We start from the raw sequence: 16,639 nt of genomic DNA, 5'->3' as shown, positions 1-16,639 counted from the left end.
GCATATCGCCATGTCGCTGATCGTGACTACTTATGATCGCATGACCGCGATCCTCGCCCGATTGGTGCCCGTGGCGCTGCTGCTGCTGATCGCGCGTCTTGGCATTGCTGCCATCTTCTTCCTGTCGGGGCGAACCAAAGTGGACGGGTTGCTCACGATCACGCCCGCTACCTATGAACTGTTCCGCGCCGAATATGCGCTACCGCTCGTTCCGCCAGAAGTTGCAGCACATGCCGCGACTTATTCAGAGCATCTCTTTCCCATCCTGCTGGTGCTGGGCCTCTTTACCCGCCCCGCTGCGGTGGCCCTGCTCGGCATGACCGCCGTTATCGAGATCTTCGTCTATCCCGACGCATGGCCGACGCACCTGAGCTGGGCGGCGATCCTGCTGCCGCTCATCGCGCGCGGCGGTGGACGCTGGTCGCTCGACGCCTTGATCCGCGCGCGTCTCCGGACGACGATGTCGGTAACCTGATAGGCAGGCCGTTCAAACAAATGTCGGGACAGAACGGTCCAGCCACGAAACGTTCTATCGCCGCGGTCGCTACTGCCTCATAAGCTGTATTCCAGCGAACAAGGCGAATCCGATGGCGCGAACGGAGGATGGCGAGGCGCGCCTGGCGCGTGAACGGTTAAGCGCCGCGCTACGCCTGACGGCTTCGGGCGATCCCAAGGCCTTGAGGCGGGTCTATGATCTCACCTCAATGAAGCTGTTCGGCATTTGCCTGCGTATCTCCGGCGACAGGGAGGCGGCGGAGGATATTTTGCAGGATGTCTATGTGAAGGTATGGCGGCGGGCGTCAGCGTTCGACGAGCGCTGCGCGAGCCCGATCAGCTGGCTCGCGATGATCGCGCGCAACGCCGCCATCGACTGGCGCCGCGCGGAAAAGCGGTATTTCGCCGACGGAGATGACCGGCTCGAGGCGATGGCGGACGACGCCCCTTTGGCCGATTATGTGATGCAACAGGACGAGGCGCGACGCCGGCTGCTCGCCTGCCTTGATGGATTGGACGAGAAGCAGTCCGACGCGATCCGGCGAACCTTTTTGGGTGGCCTCAGCTATCCCGAACTCGCCGCGCAACTGGGCGCGCCGCTCGGGACGGTGAAAAGCTGGATCAGGCGGGGCATGCAGGGCTTGAAGGAGTGCCTTGGCGATGGTTGACGATCCGACGCCGCCCGACCGGCAAGAACTCGCGGCCGAACTGGCGCTGGGCCTTCTGGAGGGGGCGGATCGCGCCGAGGCGCTGCGCCGGTGCCTTTCCGACCCTGCTTTCGCGGCGGAGGTCGAGGCATGGGGCCATCGACTCTCGCCCTTGCTCGACATGACGCGCGCCAAGGCGCCGTCCGAGCGCGTATGGTCCGCGATCGAGGCACGCACGGCGGATATGGGATCGCTCAGGCGCGAACTGCGGCTGTGGCGCGGCGGCGCGATCGTCGCCGGCGCCATCGCAGCGTCCCTGGCCCTGGTCATGATCCTGCCCGTGACCCGACCCGTTGTTGACCCGGTGGGCGTCTCGCAACTGGCGGACGCCCAGCGCGCGACCCTGATGGCGGTCAGCTACGATCCGCGAACGGGCTCGCTCCGGCTGAGCGCCAGCGGATTGGGCGGAGAGGGCAAGAGCCCCGAACTGTGGGTGATCCCCGAGGATGGCGTGCCGCGCTCGCTTGGGCTGATCGGCGCCCAGGGCGGATCCCTGCCTGTCGACCCGGGCCTGCGGGCCTTTCTGCGCGACGGCGTGACCCTCGCCATCACGATGGAAGATTCCGCGACCGCGCCGCATCGGGCGCCGAGCGCGGCACCGGTCCTGACCGGCAAAATATCAATCATCTGACCACGCTGCATCTGCTGGGCCGTTGGCTCCGTATCTTGTCTCGCGCCCCGCCTCCCGGGCGTGCCAGAAGAAGGATGCTCCCATGAAAGCCCAAAATCGTAAAATCGCCTTCGCCTTTGCCGGCGCGCTCCTCCTGATCGGGCCCGTCTCGGTCCAGGCCAAGAACCCGATGGTGGGTGGCGCGGCCATGTATCCGACCAAGACCATCGTCGAAAACGCTGTGAACTCGAAAGATCACACAACGCTGGTCGCCGCCGTGAAGGCGGCAGGCCTCGTCGACACGCTGTCCGGCCCCGGACCCTTCACCGTGTTCGCGCCCACCAACGAAGCCTTCGCCAAGCTGCCGGCCGGAACCGTCGACATGCTCGTCAAGCCCGAGAACAAGGAGAAGCTGACCGGTATCCTGACCTATCATGTCGTGCCCGGTCGCATGACCGCGATGGACATCGCGGCCAACGCCAAGGCGCATGGCGGCAAGGCGATGCTCACCACTGTCCAGGGCGAGCAGTTGACGCTGTGGAAGGGCAAGATGGGTGGTTGGTGGATCTCCGACGTTCATGGTGGCAAGGCCAAGATCACGATCGCCAATGTCATGCAGTCCAATGGCGTCATCCATGTCATCGACACGGTGCTGATGCCCTGAACGCTGCGCTCCCCGGGGCTGTCGGTGGACGGCCCCGGGAATAGGCCACGCGAAGTTTTCACGACCGGGGAGTGGCAACATGACCTATGTCACCATTGGCGACGAGCTTGTCCGGCTCTTCAGCCGCCACGAAGCGCGTGATATCACCACCGCTTTCGTCTAGCGCCGAAAGCGCCAACTGCTCAACTATTCGAAAATGTCACCTGTCGCGTCGGGTTCCTCGTTGGCTGCAAGGCTGATCAGCGCTTTATGCGGAGGCTTCCACCCATCGCGTTCAAGTTCGAAGCGAGAGATCAGAAGCGGAAGCTGGCAGTCGCTATCACGCTTTGGGTGTCGGATTTGTTATCGCGATTGGTACTGGCGCTGTCGCTATTATAAGCATTCCGCGCCGGTATGCGCAGCCCGTTATCCGCCACCTTCTCGAGCAGTGCTCTGCCACAATAACGATGGCGAACCTGGTCCAGCAGGAAAGCGGACCGGCGGCATTTGAGGAACCAAAATTGGTGGCTGAATGGCGACATAGGGTCGATGGTTGCCCCCGCCGATGCCGCGTCGTGGGACAAAGCTGCCGTTCGTTGGAGATCGGTCGTATGGCAGCTTACGGCGCCCGACCTGCCAGTCGGGCAGCGACGTAGATGATCTTGTCCCTTTTGCGCACGTCGGCGGCAGGATCGCTTATTCTGACTGTAAAGCCAAACGTGACGAAGCTCGCGGCCGATTAGGCGCGCGTCGGGCTGTAGGCATGGTCATTCGGGAGGGGATGATATGTCATGCTAATCGAAATCGGTGCGGCCTATCGCCGAGACTGTGACCTCCACTGTCATTCCGAGAAAGGCGTCGGCGCCGCCGACATAGCGGCCATCGACAGGGCTCAACTGCGCGATGCTCCGGCCGACCGCGACGGGGACCAGATGCGCTTCTCCCATGCGGCCATTGGTCGGGTCGAACGCGACCCAGTCCGCGCAGGGCAAATATACCTCCGCCCACGCATGCGTCGTCCCGTGCGGGCTGGCGACCTCGGCGGGATTGCCCAAGATGGGTGGATCGAAGAGATAGCCGGACACCGCGCGGGCTCCGAAACCGAGATGTCGGACGGCTTCAATGAACAGCGTGGCGAGATCGCGGCACGAGCCCGAGGCGAGATCGAGTGTCTCCTGCGGGGACTGCGTCCCGACCTCTTCTCGCGTGACATAGGTCATACCAGCGCGGGCGGCCGCGTTCATGTCTTGCAGGAGCGACAGCGTGTCGGTGCCGGCGCCAAGCACCTGCGCATGCGCCCAGGCCGCGACAGATCCATCCGGATCCGCATGCTCCGGAACGAGGAGTGCGCCGAGGTCTGCCCGCTCCTCGTGCGAATAGTCGAAAGGATAGCGGTGTGCATGTGGCGCGATCTTGAGGATGGGCCAAGCAGCCGCGGTCTGGTCAACAATCACGCAATTGGTGATCTTCAGGCGTTCCGAAGGGTTCGGAAAGGAGGCTGTGGCGATAAGGTTGCCGAAGACGTCTTGCGTCCACTCCAGTTCCGCCGCGGGTTCGAAACTGAGGTCGGCGGAGATGAGGCGTAGTGCGTGCGAACTGCGCGGTGTGAGCATCACCCGATGCGCGAGAATCTCGACGGGCTCGCGATACCTATAAGTGGTGACATGCAAGATATGCAGCCGCATTCCGTCGCCTCCTGACTCGGGACATTGGGTCCGGAAGCCTTCTCAACTCCGATCGGCATGCCCGCGATCGGGATTTTCGCGCCGCACTGCCGCCGCGCCTTCCTTGGCCCAGGCGGCAGCGGCGACGTTTGCGACCAGCCTGACATTGTCGAGCGTGGCAGCGCGAGCGACGGCATGGTGATGCGCTTCCTGAGCGCGGCAGAGGATTGAGGATAGCTGCATGAGGATGGCCTTCTCTTGAAAAAGATAATCAGTCCTTTTTGGACTGTTGCGCCGGAGGCGTTCCCTTGAGAGATGGATTGGAGGCATTCTGCTTGGGCGGCTCCGGCTTCTTCGGTTTTCGCGCTTCGCGGTTGCCGCGTTGTTGTCCCTTGGCCATGTTGTTGTTTCCTTGATTTAGGGCCCGGCTGGCCCTTGGTGCGGATGTTCAGCGCTCCGACAGCGGCTCGTGTTGATGTGCTCCGCCTGCGGGTGGTGGGGTGCGAAACTGTGCATGCGCCGCCTTCTCGGTGTCGGCGGTCGGGTTGCGAAGGAGGGCGATGCGTGCCCTGGGCCGCGCAAAGCTTGAATGTGAGATAGACGGCATAAGAAGCTCCGCGTCAGAGCGGGAGCATGAACGACTCTCAGTCGCGACCAGGCTCGATACGGACGGCGCGATAATGGTTATATGGGGACGCGGGTCCCCGCACGCCAGTCCCACTTGGCGGATCCGCAGATAATTCATCTGCATCCTTGATATTTGCTCCGTCCAGCCCGACATTGTGCAGCGCAGCAATTCGATTGGACTGGTCTGCATGTCAGGGCTTCCGCCGTGGCCAGGAGAACGCCGCATGCGAAGCTTGAACGACACGCTCAGCCGTCTGTCCCGATTGCGGGACCACGCCTTGCCCGGCTTACCGGGCAGGTTCGCTGAAGACCGGCTGTCGGATCTCGCGGCATTCGGGTCCAATCCAGGTGCACTCCGGGGCCGCTTCTACATTCCCCACATTCGGGATGCATCGACAGCGCTGGTGGTCGTGCTACACGGCTGCACCCAAAATGCGGCCGGATATGACCATGGCTCGGGCTGGTCGCGGCTGGCCGACGAACAGGGGTTCGCGTTGCTTTACCCGGAACAGCAACGCGGCAACAACGCCAATCTTTGCTTCAACTGGTTCAACCCGGGCGACACGAAGCGCGATGCTGGGGAGGCGCTGTCGATCCGCCAGATGGTCACGGCAATGGTCAAGGAGCATGGAATCGATCCATCCCGCATTTTCGTGACCGGGCTTTCGGCGGGCGGCGCGATGGCGTCGGTGATGCTCGCCACCTATCCGGATGTTTTTGCGGGCGGCGCGATTATCGCCGGTCTGCCCTATGGTACAGCCACCTCCATCCCCGAGGCGTTCGATCGCATGCGGGCGCATGGCGGCCCTCCGGCGGTCGCGCTGGGCAAACTCGTCACCGCTGCCTCGTCGCACAAGGGTCCTTGGCCGACGATCTCGGTGTGGCACGGCGATAGCGACGCGACCGTCAGTCACCGAAATTCGGCACTTATCGTCGAGCAATGGCGCGCCGTCCACGGCCTCGATCACGCGTTGGGCTCCATCGAGAAAGGCGAAGGCTATCTTCGCCGAGTGTGGCGCGATGCCAACGGGCGCGACCTGATCGAGGAATATTGCATCTCTGGCCTTGGCCATGGCACTCCACTCAGTACCTCCGGCGCGGACGCCTGCGGAACGGCGGGGCCGTACATGCTCGAGGCCGGGATTTCTTCGACACGGCGGATCGCGAGCTTCTGGGGACTGGCTGAGGCGCGGGCCGAAGACGGAGCCCAGCTTGCACGATCGCAGCCCTCCGCCGCGCCGCCGGGCGCAGGCATGACCGTTGCCACCGGGTCTCACCGCGCCGCCCGTTCGCAGGTCGCTTCCGGCAGCGTTGGACGCGTGATTGAAGATGCTCTGCGCGCTGCCGGCCTGATGCGCTAAGCAGCGCGCGAAAGGACTCCGATGGAGCTCTCGCAACAGTTTTACGTCCTGCTGCTTGCCGGGCTGGGTGTGCTGGTGCTGATGACGGCCTGGCTGCCAATGCTGCTTCGTAAGGCTCCCTTGTCTCTTCCGATCCTGTGCGTCGCCGCAGGCGCAGCGCTGTTCGCGCTGCCGCCGCTCCGGCCCTTCGCGATCCATCCGCTGCGATTTCCGGTCGTGGCGGAGCGACTGAGCGAGCTTGTCGTCATCGTCTCGCTGATGGGTGCGGGCCTCAAGATTGATCGGATGATCGGGCTGCGGAGTTGGTCGCTCACGTGGCGGCTGCTGGGCATCGCAATGCCGATCACCATGCTGGTTGTCGCTGGCTTAGCATGGGGGCTTGGGTTAGCCGGGCCGGCGTCGGCGCTGCTGATCGCCGCCGTACTCGCGCCAACGGATCCGGTGCTTGCCAGCGATATTCAGGTGGGCGGTCCCGGGGAGGGGAAAGAGGACGAAGCACGTTTCGCCTTGACCTCCGAGGCCGGGCTCAATGACGGTCTCGCTTTCCCCTTCATCCATCTTGCGATTGCGCTCAGCGCAGCTTCTTCGGAAGCGCCGACCTGCTCGAATGGTTCGGGCACAATCTTCTTTGGAAGACCTTGCTTGGGGCGGCCGCAGGCTATGCCATTGGACGCGGCCTCGGTTATCTGACCTTTCACCTGCCGATGCGCGCGAGTCTCTCGCGCACAGGGGACGGCTTCGTCGCGCTGGCGGTTACGCTGATCGCCTACGGTGTGGTCGAAATGCTGGGCGGGTTCGGCTTCCTGGCCGTCTTCGTCTCGGCGCTGGCACTGCGCAACGCCAGCCGCGACGACGACTATCACGACCGGCTGCATGGGTTCGCCGAAGAGGCGGAACGGTTGCTGATGATGCTGCTGCTCGTACTGTTCGGCGGCATCCTTGCCTTCGGCCGCCTGCTCGTTGGCTTCGACTGGTCAATGCTGCTGTTCGTCGCGGGTGTCCTGCTGGTGGCCCGCCCGGCTGCAGGCCTGCTCAGCCTAGTTGGATCGAAGCTGCCTTGGCGCGAGCAGCTAGTGATTTCCTTTTTCGGCATCCGTGGGATGGGTTCGATCTACTATCTCGCCTACGCGCTCAATCATGGGTCTTTCGTCGACCCACACCGGCTCTGGGCGATCATCGGCGGTGTCGTGCTCGCTTCGATTCTGTTGCACGGCGTCACCGTAACGCCGGCGTTACGATTGCTCGACCGGTGGCAGCGGCTCCGGGGTGGACCATACCCCGACTCGGAACGAAAGGTGTTGCCGCCGGTTAGAGGATAGCTTGCGATCATCCCTCGTCAGCCGAGGGTAGATATGAGCAAATCTAGAATTCTTGTCGTCGAAGACCAAGCTTTGCTTCGTTGGCACGCAGTCGACATGATCGAGAACGCCGGCTTCATCGCCTTGGAGGCCGAAGATGCCGATGCGGCTATTGCTTCCTTGAAGCTAAGCGCGGACGTTCAGTTGGTTTTCACCGATATCGAAATGCCGGGGTCGATGGACGGCATTCAGCTTGCAGCACTCATTCGTGATCGATGGCCTTCCATGCATGTCATCGTGACCTCAGGACGAGAACCAGTTGACGTGAGCACATTGCCAGCCGGCTGTCCGTTCGTCGCAAAGCCACCGATGTGGCCCGCCTTGATCGAAACAATGAGGTGTCTCACCGCGGCCTGAGAACGCGTTCGAAGCTGGGTTCCATCTTTTCCCGGACAGCCTTGCGGCAAGCGTGTAGAGCGAAGGTCTCTCTTACGATTGGACGAACGATGTTGGCCGCCCGGACGCCCGATATGCATGACTGGCGCCCCGATCAACTGCGTCATGCGATCAGGGCGGCTGGGGTCGCGTTATGGTCGTGGAATGTCGATACAGATGCCTTCGCGATGGACGAATTGGGGTTCGAACTCTGGGATCTGCCCGCCAGCGACCAAGTGACCTTCGGCGAGTTGTCCGCGCGGATTCACTCGGCGGACCGTGATCGCGTTCAGTCTGCCTTCAGTGCCACCCGCGCAATCCTTGGACCCTACGAGACTGACTTTCGGATCATCGTTGGCGACACGGTCCGCTGGGTGGCGGCGCGTGGCCAGGGAGAGGATGTCGGCATCGTCGGCCGGACGATGTACGGCATCTTCCTCGATGTAACGGGGCGCAAGCAGGCCGAAGAAGGCCACGAACTGCTGGCCGGCGAAATGAGCCATCGCGTCAAGAACCTGTTGGCGATCGCTTCGGGTCTGACGGCTATCTCATCCCGCTCGGCCGGCAGCGTCGAGGATCTGGCGCGCGAATTGACCGGTCGGCTCTCGGCACTCGGTCGCGCGCATGATCTGGTGCGGCCGCTCCCCAATGGCCAAGGGAACGCCGCACTGCTCGGAGACCTGCTGGCCGTGCTGTTGGCTCCCTATGATGGCCTTGGCGCCTTCAAGGGCCGAATTCGCGTGGCGGTTGAACGCATGGGCGTAGGCGAGAGCACGGCGACCGGCCTTGCCCTTGTGATCCACGAGCTGGCCACCAACTCGATGAAATATGGGGCGCTTTCGGCCCCCGTTGGCACGCTCGACCTCTCCAGCATTGCTGACGGCGAAGACCTGGTGTTCACATGGCTGGAACATGGTGGGCCCAAGGTCCTCGATCCGGTGGGACGTGCTGGTTTCGGGAGCAAGCTTGTCCAGCGCAGCGTGACCGGTCAGCTCGGCGGCACGATCCAATACGACTGGGCCGAGAGCGGTCTCGTGGTGACGCTCCGCATAGATCGCGGCCGGCTTGGCAGCTAACAGTCCAAACTGGGTTGGTTTGCGCCGCCAATGCCCGTTTTCCTGCGCGGACCGGCCGACACAAGCGCCACCTTGTTTTCTGGATTGCCGGTCCCCACATTAAGGCCGTTGGCATTCGCGTCTCCGCGATATTCAATCGCAAATCGGCAGCGCTGGCTCCCCGCTTGTGAAGCGACGACATCTCGTCGCGGTCCAGCGGGAGGATGCTATTCATGACATTTCGACCTCTTCACGATCGCGTGCTGGTCCGCCGTATCGAGGCTGCCGACAAAAGCGCCGGCGGCATCATCGTCCCCGATATCGCCAAGGAAAAGCCACAGGAGGGCGAGATCGTTGCCGCGGGCACGGGCGTCAAAGCGGAGAACGGCGTGCTCACGCCGCTCGACCTCAAGGCGGGTGACCGCATCCTGTTCGGCAAGTGGTCCGGTTCGGAAATCAGGCTGGACGGCGAGGATCTCCTCATCGTGAAGGAAAGCGATGTCCTCGGGGTCGTTGGCTGACCTAAGTTTTCCCGCCTTACGTCGATGCTCGCCCCGGCAGCAGCCGACCCTCCATAAAAGGATGAGATAAAATGCCTGCCAAAGACGTTAAATTCTCGCGCGACGCCCGCGAAGGCATTGCGCGCGGTGTCGATATTCTCGCCAACGCCGTCCGCGTAACGCTTGGCCCCAAAGGCCGCAACGTCCTCATCAACAAGAGCTATGGCGCGCCACGTATCACCAAGGACGGCGTGACCGTCGCCAGGGAAATAGAGCTTAGCGACAAGTTCGAGAATATGGGCGCGCAGATGATCCGGGCGGTCGCGTCCAGGGCGCAGGACCATGCCGGCGACGGCACGACGACCGCGACCGTGCTCGCTCAGGCGATCGTGCGGGAAGGCATGAAATCCGTCTCCGCGGGCATTGATCCGATGGACTTGAAGCGCGGCATCGACATTGCCGTCGGGGCTGTTGTGGCCGAACTCAAGGCCCGCTCGAAGCCGGTTTCCAACAATCAGGAGATCGCCCAGGTCGGCATCGTCTCGGCCAATGGCGACGAAGTCGTCGGTCGCAAGATCGCCGAGGCGATGGAAAAGGTCGGCAAGGAAGGCGTCATCACGATCGAGGAAGCGACCGGTGTCGAGTTCGAGCTGGACGTGGTCGAAGGCATGCAGTTCGACCGTGGCTATCTTTCGCCCCACTTCATTACCAACGCTGAGAGGAGCCTGGTCGAGTTTCAGGATCCCTATATTCTGATCCACGAGAAGAAGCTCGGCGCTCTCCAGGGGCTGCTCCCGATCCTGGAGGCGGTCGTTCAGGCGGGTCGCCCCCTGCTCATCATCGCCGAAGACATTGAGGGAGAGTCTCTCTCCACGCTTGTCGTCAACAAGCTGCGCGGCAGCCTGAACGTCGCCGCCGTCAAGGCGCCAGGCTTCGGTGACCGGCGCAAGGCGATGCTCGAAGACATAGCGGTCCTGACCGGAGGCAATCTCATCGCCGAGGATCTCGGCATCAAGCTCGAAACGGTGACGCTGGACATGCTGGGACAGGCCAAGCGTGTCACGATCGACAAGGACACAACGACCATTGTAGATGGCGCCGGCGATGCCGGCGCCATCAAGGGGCGCGTCGAATCGCTCCGGTCGCAGGTCGAGAACAGCGGCAGCGATTATGATCGCGAGAAGCTGCAGGAGCGGCTTGCCAAGCTCGCCGGCGGCGTGGCCGTCATGAAAGTGGGCGGTGTGTCCGAGACGGAAGTGAAGGAGCGGAAGGATCGCGTCGACGACGCGTTGCACGCAACGCGCGCGGCGGTGGAAGAAGGCGTCGTGCCCGGTGGTGGCACCGCCTTGCTCTATGCCTCCAAGGCGCTGGATGGCCTCAATCCAGTCAATGACGATCAGCGGCGCGGTATCGACATCGTCCGCAAGGCGCTTCAGGCTCCGTTGCGGCAGATCGCCGAAAATGCCGGACATGATGGTGGCGTGATCGCCGGCCGCCTGCTCGATGAGCGTGACGAGAATTTGGGCTTCAATGCCCAGACCGAGCAATTTGAGAACCTGTTCCAGTCCGGCGTGATCGATCCGACGAAGGTGGTGCGGATTGCCTTGCAGGACGCGGCCTCGGTTGCGGGCCTGCTGATCACCACCGAAGCGGCTGTTGCGGATTTCACCGAAGAAAGCAGCCATTCGTCCATGACCGGCGGCATCGGCGGCAGGGGCTTCTGACAAACGGCGACGGGGTCGGGCGGCAACGCTTGCCCCTGCGGTTGCCCCATCTCGTCTTCTCGTCATCAGGAGCAGCTTCATGACCTCCCAACCGACACCCGACATCGATCTGACCGACGAAGAATTGATGCTTAAATACGGGATCCAGCGCGTCCCCACCGACCGCTTTCACTACAGGTCCTTCCGCTACTCACGGCTGGAGGATGCCCTGCGACAGGCCATGAGGGATCAGCCTCCGGCCTAGCGTCGACCGCTTGTCACCTGCCCGAACCGTCGTCGCAAAGGAGTTGCCTCATGGCCCATACATCCGCATTCTGCCTGGCTCAGGAGGCCTTGCATCGCGACCGGGCGGCGGGGACCAATCTCGCTAATGTCCGGATCATCGCGGAATCTGCGGCCGCAGCCTGGGCGCGCGAAGCCGTTCTTGCCCTTCGCCGCGAAGGTAAGCTTGGCGGCGAAGACCGCCTGCCGGCCGCGGCTTCGCTATCCGAAGAGGCAGAGGATGCGGCCTTCAGCGAAAATCCCGACCGCAGTCTCGCAATCTGATGGCGCTGCGGACCACCCGAACGTCGATCACCTTCAAGGCGCCATTTCATCTGACCGCTTTGGACGAGACCCTGCCCGCGGGCACCTACGACATCGATACCGAAGAGGAAATCATCGAGGGGAATGAGCGCACGGTCTACCTGCGGGTGGCAACGCTCATTCATGTGCGGACCCATAATATGGTCCAAACCTTCACGATCGATCCAAAGGAGTTGCAGGCAGCCTTCGACGCCGATGATCGCTCCTGAAGCGACCGTGCATTCATCCCGTTTCCCGGCAACAGACTTCGCCCGCAAGTTCGACATGAACGCGGATAGCGAGATTTTCGATCTGCTGGAGCGCCATCTCGCGTCGCTGGCGGCTGCGAACTTCAATCCCTTGAACGATCGGTGCGTCGTCCGGAGGGGGCGTCAATTCCACGGATCTCAAGCGGCCTGGGCGACCCGGTGCCGGCGAGCTGACCCGGCATCGAACCTCAATTCTGAGGTAACGGCCTGGTCGCCAGCCAAATCACATGGCGGTCACCCCGGCCGTGCTCGCCGGTACGCATGTGCACCTCTTCGACGATGAAGCCCGCATTTTCGAGTTGGTCGGCAAAGCCATAAGCCGGATAGCCGGACCAGATTGCGAGAACACCGCCGGGACGCAGTGCTGCATGCGCCAATTGCAAACCTCCAACCGAATAAAGACGGTCATTGGCGAGACTGATCAACCCATCGGGTCCGTTGTCGACATCCAGCAGGATCGCGTCAAATCTTTCGGGCGATCCGGCGATAAGGTCGTGTACATCGCAAATTTCCACCGCGAGCCGCGGATCGGCCAGCGCATCGCCGAACAGATGGGCCAGCGGTCCCTTGGCCCAATCCAGAACCTTGGGGACGAGTTCGGCAACGACCACGCCGGCATTTGCGGGCAAGACGGCCAGCGCCGCGGTCAGGGTAAAGCCCATGCCGAGCCCGCCGATCAGCAATTGTGCATCGTCTCTGCGAACGCGCTGGCAGGCAAGCGTTGCCAGAGCCTGCTCCGACCGGCTGACCCAGCTTACCATCAACTGGATTTCACCATATTCGATCGCGAAATCGCTGCCCCGCTGGCGCAGAAGCAATTGACCGCCGCCAGGAATATCCGCCGTGTCGATCAATTCAATCGGCAGATCGCGGGTGTCGATGACGCCGCTCAGGAGACGCTTCGTTCTGATTTGGTCTCGCTGGCCGGTCGCGCAGCCGTATCATCGCCCGCCAAGATTTCTGCGGCAGCGCGTCGGCGTCCGATCGCATTGCGAACCGCGTAGTTGCGCCGGTTATTTGCTGTACGCAATTGGCCCATATTCATCCTGTCAGGTTGATATCGCGCGCGGCGTCGGCCGGGTTCGGCATTCATCAGGCAGCGAGATCATGTCCCTGCTCACATCGATGCAATGAAGACAAGTGCTATCTTGAAATTGCCCGCCCCATCGCCGCTCAGGGGTAAATGCGATGCCAATGGCATCATTGACAGAGCCAAGTAAAGGCGCAAGGTTCGCGTGGTCCTGATGCTGTATCTGCTAGCTGCCGCAAACCGGCGGCAGGCTCCCCAGCAGCGCCTCAGCCTCCTGCAACCCCTCCATACTTTCGATGGCACGGTCAAGCGGTCTCCCACCAAGCCCATCATCATGGCGGTTAAGGAAAGCAATCGCGCCCGGCGCGCCTAATCTGGCGATCGCCGCTCGAGAGATGCGGCCTTGCCGGGCAGCCTGTTCGGGCGAAAGGCGCGGCGTGCTGTCAGCTTTGCGGAAGCCCCTAGACATGGGAAATCCCCACTGCAATCCCGTAAGCGGCCTTACGTGGAGGGTATGTTACGGTGCTAGAGAAGCGCTCGGCCAAAAGCCGCCAAGCCTTGCCCGGCCCCGAGCAACGCGCACGTATATCTTTGGGAGCGGCCCTGCCGGCTTCGCGATCACACTGGGCGACGCGTGCCAGGTAAAAATCCTTGGTGACCGACATGACTGTCTCCTCGATAAGTCAGAATGTTTATTTCAACCGAGCATCTCCGCGACCACGCGGCGTAGTTCGCGGGGCGGAAGAACGCCGACGGGATAGTGGCCCGATGGCATCTGCGTTTTATGCCGATGCATCGATACGGCCGAGGGGCAGCAAACGGGTACGAATTTGAATTTCATTATGGTCCTGTGCGCCTTTGACGCAGAGTCTATAAATTGGTCGCAAGGCCGAGATGATCGGCGAGGGGCGATAACGTTCGATCCGGGGGGATCGGGTTAGCGCGTTCGGACTGTTGTACGTGCATGGTGGCGACAGTGGTTTAACGCCGCCAATTAGCGCACGCGGCAGCCGTCCAGAGAACTGTCCAGCACGATTGAGACCCAGAAGGCCTTGTCAATGGGCCGACAGAAAGCCGGCCGCGCGGTCAGGCAGATTCGAGATTCACCGCAGACTGTTTGCCGCGTTGATCGGTCTCGACTTCATATTGAAGACGCTGATCTTTCTGCAGCGTCACCATGCCAGCGCGTTCTACGGCGCTGATATGGACGAAGCTATCATCGCCACCCGTTTCAGGAGCTAGAAAACCATAGCCTTTGTCTGCATTGAAGAATTTTACTGTGCCGATGGGCATGAGGATGTCCTTTTCAATATGAGATATCCACCCGCAAAGATCGCAGGCGGAGCTGGTAGCGCAAGAAAAGGAAGAAGCGCCCTTGGGGGCAAAATCCGTCGCAGGCGACGATAGCAAATTACCTATGGCGTATCGAAATATAAAAGTCAAATGACGGCGCTATGGTCGGTTATTGGAAGCCGCTCGCTGCCTCATCGGTTCAAATTGCCCAGTCTAGGGCGCGTGGACAAATTGGCTACTGCGCCAACTTCCAGATCAGGTGGCCTATGATGAAGTAGGTTGCGATGATGCCAATAGCTGCAAGAAAGCCTGTAAAGCCGGAAACGACTGTGCTGCGGAACCATCCACGTCCTGAAGCGAGCAGGCGCCTTTGCACGATTGCGTTTGTCGTGGCTGCCGAGAGCACCGCGACGATCACAACGAGGATTGTCAGCACTTCCATGTAACCATGCTCGCACGGAACCGGGCTTTCGCCAAACGATTGCCGCATGGGTTAGCGATTGACGTGGCACACTTGCCTTGATTCAAGGCTGCTTTTTGGAGGCAGGCTTGAGCCGGGGCGATTTAACCGAAGCAGAGTGGCGCGTTTTAAAGGACTTGCTGCCGATCGAGCCGGAGAACCGTGGCCGAGGCAGGCCACCTGAGCAGAACCGTTCGATCATCAACGGCATTCTCTGGCGGCTCCGGTGTGGCGCTCCGTGGCGAGACGTGCCGCCCAAATATGGTAGCTGGAACACAATCTATCGGCGGTTCCGACGATGGAGCGAGGCTGGCGTCTGGGAAACGGTTGCGGTCACCCTGGCTGAGATCATGGCGGACAGCGGCCACTATAGCATCGACAGCACCACAGTCCGCGCCCACGTCTCGGCAGCGGGCGGAAAAGGGGGACTCATCGACGCGCTCTTGGCCGCTCGCGGGGCGGGTTCACCAGTAAGCTTCACTGCCTGGCTGATGCCCTCGGACGACCGCTCGCCTTCATTCTGACTGGCGGTGAAGCAGCGGACTGCAAGGCGTATGATGCGCTGATCGATTTGCCCGAGCGCGCACCCGATGCCTTCCTTGCAGACAAGGGTTATGACGCCGACGCCATCCGCGCGGACCTCGCCGAAAGGACGATCAAGGCCGTCATTCCGGGCCGATCAAACCGCCGTGTGAAAATCCATTATGATCGGGTGCTCTACCGACAGCGCAATCGCATCGAGCGCATGTTCGGCCATCTCAAGATCAATCGCGCCATTGCCACCCGCTACGACCAACTGGCCAACAGCTTCCTCGGAATGGTCCACCTCGCCACCGCCAGATACTGGCTCAAATTTGTCCACGCCGCCTAGCTTGCAGGAATACAGATGAAGCCGCGGAACTTATCAAGCTGCTGCAGCTATCGCACTTGCGAATGACGGCTTCGGATGTAAGCCGACATACTGAAACCTGGATCTTTGGTCGACTGCGGCCCCCAACGAAAGAGAACGTAGACGCAAACGATAGTGCAAGATCGGGTTGCATCAAAGGAGCGCGCAGCCAATGATCCCGTGATGCAAACGAACGATGGCCCAACAGACCCCGAGCTGATCCGCTTCCTGCGCGAGGAACTGGGCGGAGACGTCTCACCTGCCGAGACAGCTTGGGAGCATGTCGGGCCTATCTGGTTGTGGCGCGGGGAAGGCAAGGATGGCCAGCCCTCATCGATGTCGTGGCATTTTCTGACGATCGACGGCGAGGTCGCCGAAGCCATCCGTGTAGCATCCTCTGGCCAATCGGCGGCTTGGGGGTCGGTCTACGTAGAGGCTGGCATCGGCAAAACATGTTGGCGTACATCGGTCTTCCCGAGCAAGGCCCGCCAGGGCTACATGCTGCCCATCAAGGCGAGCGTGAGAAAAGCAGAAAAGTTGGCCGAAGGCGACGTGATCACGGTGCGCGTTACCCTATCCAAGGGACCATCACGCTAGAAATGAGCGCCCGGCGTCAGGGAAGGTGGTCCGCGCAGTTCTGACCGGCGTGGTGACAACTTTCCTGGACGGCTCCATCCTCGCGCTTCGCTGCTCGCCAGTCGTCATTCGAGAAAATGGCCTGTTTCGAAGTAATCCGGCATGGCCAGCATAGCTCCAGAACGGCGCAAGTGGGCCGCGAGCGGCCGGAAAAGCATAAGATCTGCACCTAAGGAGCTGAACTCTGGTTCTGGGCCTCCCGAAAGGGTCGCCCTTCGCCATCACGAGAAGCGTTGCCGAACTAACGGCCCGAGGATAAAGTTGTAAAACAAACTCGATATATTCTTTCATCGGGTTTGCTGATTTTTCTATCCGCGCACCATCTGCCACTGGCAATACAGATATTAACTCATTACGGTAGCGGAATCGGGTGAAAACC

At 61.7% G+C, this 16,639-nt stretch carries 22 protein-coding genes; 17 read left to right on the top strand and 5 right to left on the bottom strand.

Translation table 11 applies throughout. From position 1 onward, the window contains the following. Positions 1–10 precede the first annotated feature (10 nt). The 4 genes from SAMIE_RS13260 (at position 11) to SAMIE_RS13245 (ending at position 2,476) form a co-directional block, all read left to right on the top strand. A complete protein-coding gene (locus SAMIE_RS13260; RefSeq protein WP_066703790.1) occupies positions 11–475 on the top strand; it encodes a DoxX family protein in 465 nt (154 codons plus the stop codon). Positions 476–587: 112 nt separating this feature from the next. Then, the gene (locus SAMIE_RS13255) at positions 588–1,163 is read left to right on the top strand and encodes a sigma-70 family RNA polymerase sigma factor (protein ID WP_066703793.1); all 576 of its coding nucleotides are present in this window, start codon (positions 588–590) and stop codon (positions 1,161–1,163) included. Beyond that, positions 1,156–1,833 carry an anti-sigma factor gene (locus SAMIE_RS13250; RefSeq protein ID WP_066703796.1) on the top strand — a complete coding sequence of 226 codons (678 nt, stop codon included), beginning with the start codon at positions 1,156–1,158 and terminating at the stop codon, positions 1,831–1,833. Before SAMIE_RS13255 ends, SAMIE_RS13250 begins: the two co-directional genes overlap by 8 nt. Positions 1,834–1,915: 82 nt before the next feature. After that, positions 1,916–2,476 (top strand): fasciclin domain-containing protein, encoded by a 561-nt coding sequence (locus SAMIE_RS13245; protein ID WP_083952625.1) that lies wholly within the window; start codon positions 1,916–1,918, stop codon positions 2,474–2,476. 773 nt (positions 2,477–3,249) lie between these two features. On the opposite strand, the gene SAMIE_RS13240 is transcribed toward SAMIE_RS13245, so the two are convergent. Together SAMIE_RS13240 and SAMIE_RS13235 are read right to left on the bottom strand one after the other, a co-directional pair. Continuing rightward, the gene (locus SAMIE_RS13240) at positions 3,250–4,140 is read right to left on the bottom strand and encodes a transglutaminase family protein (protein WP_066703799.1); all 891 of its coding nucleotides are present in this window, start codon (positions 4,138–4,140) and stop codon (positions 3,250–3,252) included. A 42-nt stretch (positions 4,141–4,182) separates the two neighbouring features. Beyond that, entirely contained in the window at positions 4,183–4,362 is a 180-nt protein-coding gene (locus tag SAMIE_RS13235; protein WP_083952626.1) for a hypothetical protein, read from the bottom strand. A gap of 608 nt (positions 4,363–4,970) precedes the next feature. Between SAMIE_RS13235 and SAMIE_RS13230 the strand changes: the two genes are divergently transcribed. The 10 genes from SAMIE_RS13230 to SAMIE_RS13195 all read left to right on the top strand — a co-directional run bounded on the left by SAMIE_RS13230 (position 4,971) and on the right by SAMIE_RS13195 (position 11,913). Next, positions 4,971–6,107 carry an extracellular catalytic domain type 1 short-chain-length polyhydroxyalkanoate depolymerase gene (locus SAMIE_RS13230; protein WP_066703802.1) on the top strand — a complete coding sequence of 379 codons (1,137 nt, stop codon included), beginning with the start codon at positions 4,971–4,973 and terminating at the stop codon, positions 6,105–6,107. Positions 6,108–6,128: 21 nt separating this feature from the next. After that, positions 6,129–6,797: a cation:proton antiporter domain-containing protein gene (locus tag SAMIE_RS23995; protein WP_267886525.1), complete on the top strand. Its 669-nt coding sequence runs from the start codon at positions 6,129–6,131 to the stop codon at positions 6,795–6,797. Then, complete coding sequence (locus tag SAMIE_RS23990; RefSeq protein WP_267886526.1) at positions 6,746–7,426, top strand: cation:proton antiporter domain-containing protein; 681 nt, start codon at positions 6,746–6,748, stop codon at positions 7,424–7,426. Before SAMIE_RS23995 ends, SAMIE_RS23990 begins: the two co-directional genes overlap by 52 nt. 33 nt (positions 7,427–7,459) lie before the next feature. Continuing rightward, a complete protein-coding gene (locus tag SAMIE_RS13220) occupies positions 7,460–7,822 on the top strand; it encodes a response regulator (protein WP_066703805.1) in 363 nt (120 codons plus the stop codon). 113 nt (positions 7,823–7,935) lie between these two features. Beyond that, a complete protein-coding gene (locus tag SAMIE_RS13215) occupies positions 7,936–8,916 on the top strand; it encodes a sensor histidine kinase (protein ID WP_066703809.1) in 981 nt (326 codons plus the stop codon). A gap of 212 nt (positions 8,917–9,128) precedes the next feature. After that, positions 9,129–9,416, top strand: a complete 288-nt coding sequence (locus SAMIE_RS13210) for a co-chaperone GroES (RefSeq protein ID WP_066703812.1) — start codon at positions 9,129–9,131, stop codon at positions 9,414–9,416. A 71-nt stretch (positions 9,417–9,487) separates the two neighbouring features. Then, complete coding sequence (groL, locus tag SAMIE_RS13205; RefSeq protein ID WP_066703815.1) at positions 9,488–11,119, top strand: chaperonin GroEL; 1,632 nt, start codon at positions 9,488–9,490, stop codon at positions 11,117–11,119. Between the two features lie 79 nt (positions 11,120–11,198). Continuing rightward, a complete protein-coding gene (locus SAMIE_RS23410) occupies positions 11,199–11,363 on the top strand; it encodes a hypothetical protein (RefSeq protein WP_157077786.1) in 165 nt (54 codons plus the stop codon). 50 nt (positions 11,364–11,413) lie between these two features. Beyond that, positions 11,414–11,665 (top strand): hypothetical protein, encoded by a 252-nt coding sequence (locus SAMIE_RS13200; protein ID WP_066703818.1) that lies wholly within the window; start codon positions 11,414–11,416, stop codon positions 11,663–11,665. Further along, complete coding sequence (locus SAMIE_RS13195; protein ID WP_066703821.1) at positions 11,665–11,913, top strand: hypothetical protein; 249 nt, start codon at positions 11,665–11,667, stop codon at positions 11,911–11,913. Before SAMIE_RS13200 ends, SAMIE_RS13195 begins: the two co-directional genes overlap by 1 nt. A 227-nt stretch (positions 11,914–12,140) precedes the next feature. On the opposite strand, the gene SAMIE_RS13185 is transcribed toward SAMIE_RS13195, so the two are convergent. Next, positions 12,141–12,806: a spermidine synthase family protein gene (locus SAMIE_RS13185; protein ID WP_232037246.1), complete on the bottom strand. Its 666-nt coding sequence runs from the start codon at positions 12,804–12,806 to the stop codon at positions 12,141–12,143. Between the two features lie 381 nt (positions 12,807–13,187). On the opposite strand from SAMIE_RS13185, the gene SAMIE_RS23405 reads away from it, so the two are divergent. Beyond that, entirely contained in the window at positions 13,188–13,355 is a 168-nt protein-coding gene (locus SAMIE_RS23405; RefSeq protein ID WP_162849063.1) for a hypothetical protein, read from the top strand. 713 nt (positions 13,356–14,068) lie between these two features. Here SAMIE_RS23405 and SAMIE_RS13175 read toward each other — a convergent pair. Next, positions 14,069–14,275 (bottom strand): cold-shock protein, encoded by a 207-nt coding sequence (locus tag SAMIE_RS13175; RefSeq protein WP_066703827.1) that lies wholly within the window; start codon positions 14,273–14,275, stop codon positions 14,069–14,071. 235 nt (positions 14,276–14,510) lie between these two features. Beyond that, positions 14,511–14,717, bottom strand: coding sequence for a hypothetical protein (locus tag SAMIE_RS13170; protein ID WP_126516830.1), 207 nt, complete (start codon positions 14,715–14,717; stop codon positions 14,511–14,513). Positions 14,718–14,824: 107 nt separating this feature from the next. Here SAMIE_RS13170 and SAMIE_RS13165 point away from each other — a divergent pair. Both SAMIE_RS13165 and SAMIE_RS13160 read left to right on the top strand, forming a co-directional pair. Next, positions 14,825–15,606 (top strand): IS5 family transposase gene (locus SAMIE_RS13165; protein WP_197724633.1). Its coding sequence is split into 2 segments (ribosomal slippage): positions 14,825–15,149 and positions 15,149–15,606, totalling 783 coding nucleotides; the frame shifts between segments, so codons are not numbered across the junction. A 201-nt stretch (positions 15,607–15,807) separates the two neighbouring features. Next, complete coding sequence (locus SAMIE_RS13160) at positions 15,808–16,221, top strand: DUF1905 domain-containing protein (RefSeq protein ID WP_066703240.1); 414 nt, start codon at positions 15,808–15,810, stop codon at positions 16,219–16,221. Positions 16,222–16,639: the final 418 nt, after the last annotated feature.

This window comes from Sphingobium amiense (genome assembly GCF_003967075.1).
Taxonomy (GTDB): Bacteria; Pseudomonadota; Alphaproteobacteria; order Sphingomonadales; family Sphingomonadaceae; genus Sphingobium; species Sphingobium amiense.
Note: the sequence above shows the minus strand (reverse complement) of the source record. Positions and strands in the feature narration are given on the sequence as shown.

What these genes read in the sequence shown, in the direction of transcription:
- SAMIE_RS13260 (WP_066703790.1), top strand. Translation starts at nt 11, where the DNA reads ATGTCGCTGATCGTGACTACTTATGATCGCATGACCGCGATCCTCGCC.
- SAMIE_RS13255 (WP_066703793.1), top strand. Translation starts at nt 588, where the DNA reads ATGGCGCGAACGGAGGATGGCGAGGCGCGCCTGGCGCGTGAACGGTTA.
- SAMIE_RS13250 (WP_066703796.1), top strand. Translation starts at nt 1,156, where the DNA reads ATGGTTGACGATCCGACGCCGCCCGACCGGCAAGAACTCGCGGCCGAA.
- SAMIE_RS13245 (WP_083952625.1), top strand. Translation starts at nt 1,916, where the DNA reads ATGAAAGCCCAAAATCGTAAAATCGCCTTCGCCTTTGCCGGCGCGCTC.
- SAMIE_RS13240 (WP_066703799.1), bottom strand. Translation starts at nt 4,140, where the DNA reads ATGCGGCTGCATATCTTGCATGTCACCACTTATAGGTATCGCGAGCCC.
- SAMIE_RS13235 (WP_083952626.1), bottom strand. Translation starts at nt 4,362, where the DNA reads ATGCAGCTATCCTCAATCCTCTGCCGCGCTCAGGAAGCGCATCACCAT.
- SAMIE_RS13230 (WP_066703802.1), top strand. Translation starts at nt 4,971, where the DNA reads ATGCGAAGCTTGAACGACACGCTCAGCCGTCTGTCCCGATTGCGGGAC.
- SAMIE_RS23995 (WP_267886525.1), top strand. Translation starts at nt 6,129, where the DNA reads ATGGAGCTCTCGCAACAGTTTTACGTCCTGCTGCTTGCCGGGCTGGGT.
- SAMIE_RS13220 (WP_066703805.1), top strand. Translation starts at nt 7,460, where the DNA reads ATGAGCAAATCTAGAATTCTTGTCGTCGAAGACCAAGCTTTGCTTCGT.
- SAMIE_RS13215 (WP_066703809.1), top strand. Translation starts at nt 7,936, where the DNA reads ATGCATGACTGGCGCCCCGATCAACTGCGTCATGCGATCAGGGCGGCT.
- SAMIE_RS13210 (WP_066703812.1), top strand. Translation starts at nt 9,129, where the DNA reads ATGACATTTCGACCTCTTCACGATCGCGTGCTGGTCCGCCGTATCGAG.
- groL (WP_066703815.1), top strand. Translation starts at nt 9,488, where the DNA reads ATGCCTGCCAAAGACGTTAAATTCTCGCGCGACGCCCGCGAAGGCATT.
- SAMIE_RS23410 (WP_157077786.1), top strand. Translation starts at nt 11,199, where the DNA reads ATGACCTCCCAACCGACACCCGACATCGATCTGACCGACGAAGAATTG.
- SAMIE_RS13200 (WP_066703818.1), top strand. Translation starts at nt 11,414, where the DNA reads ATGGCCCATACATCCGCATTCTGCCTGGCTCAGGAGGCCTTGCATCGC.
- SAMIE_RS13195 (WP_066703821.1), top strand. Translation starts at nt 11,665, where the DNA reads ATGGCGCTGCGGACCACCCGAACGTCGATCACCTTCAAGGCGCCATTT.
- SAMIE_RS13175 (WP_066703827.1), bottom strand. Translation starts at nt 14,275, where the DNA reads ATGCCCATCGGCACAGTAAAATTCTTCAATGCAGACAAAGGCTATGGT.
- SAMIE_RS13170 (WP_126516830.1), bottom strand. Translation starts at nt 14,717, where the DNA reads ATGGAAGTGCTGACAATCCTCGTTGTGATCGTCGCGGTGCTCTCGGCA.
- SAMIE_RS13160 (WP_066703240.1), top strand. Translation starts at nt 15,808, where the DNA reads ATGCAAACGAACGATGGCCCAACAGACCCCGAGCTGATCCGCTTCCTG.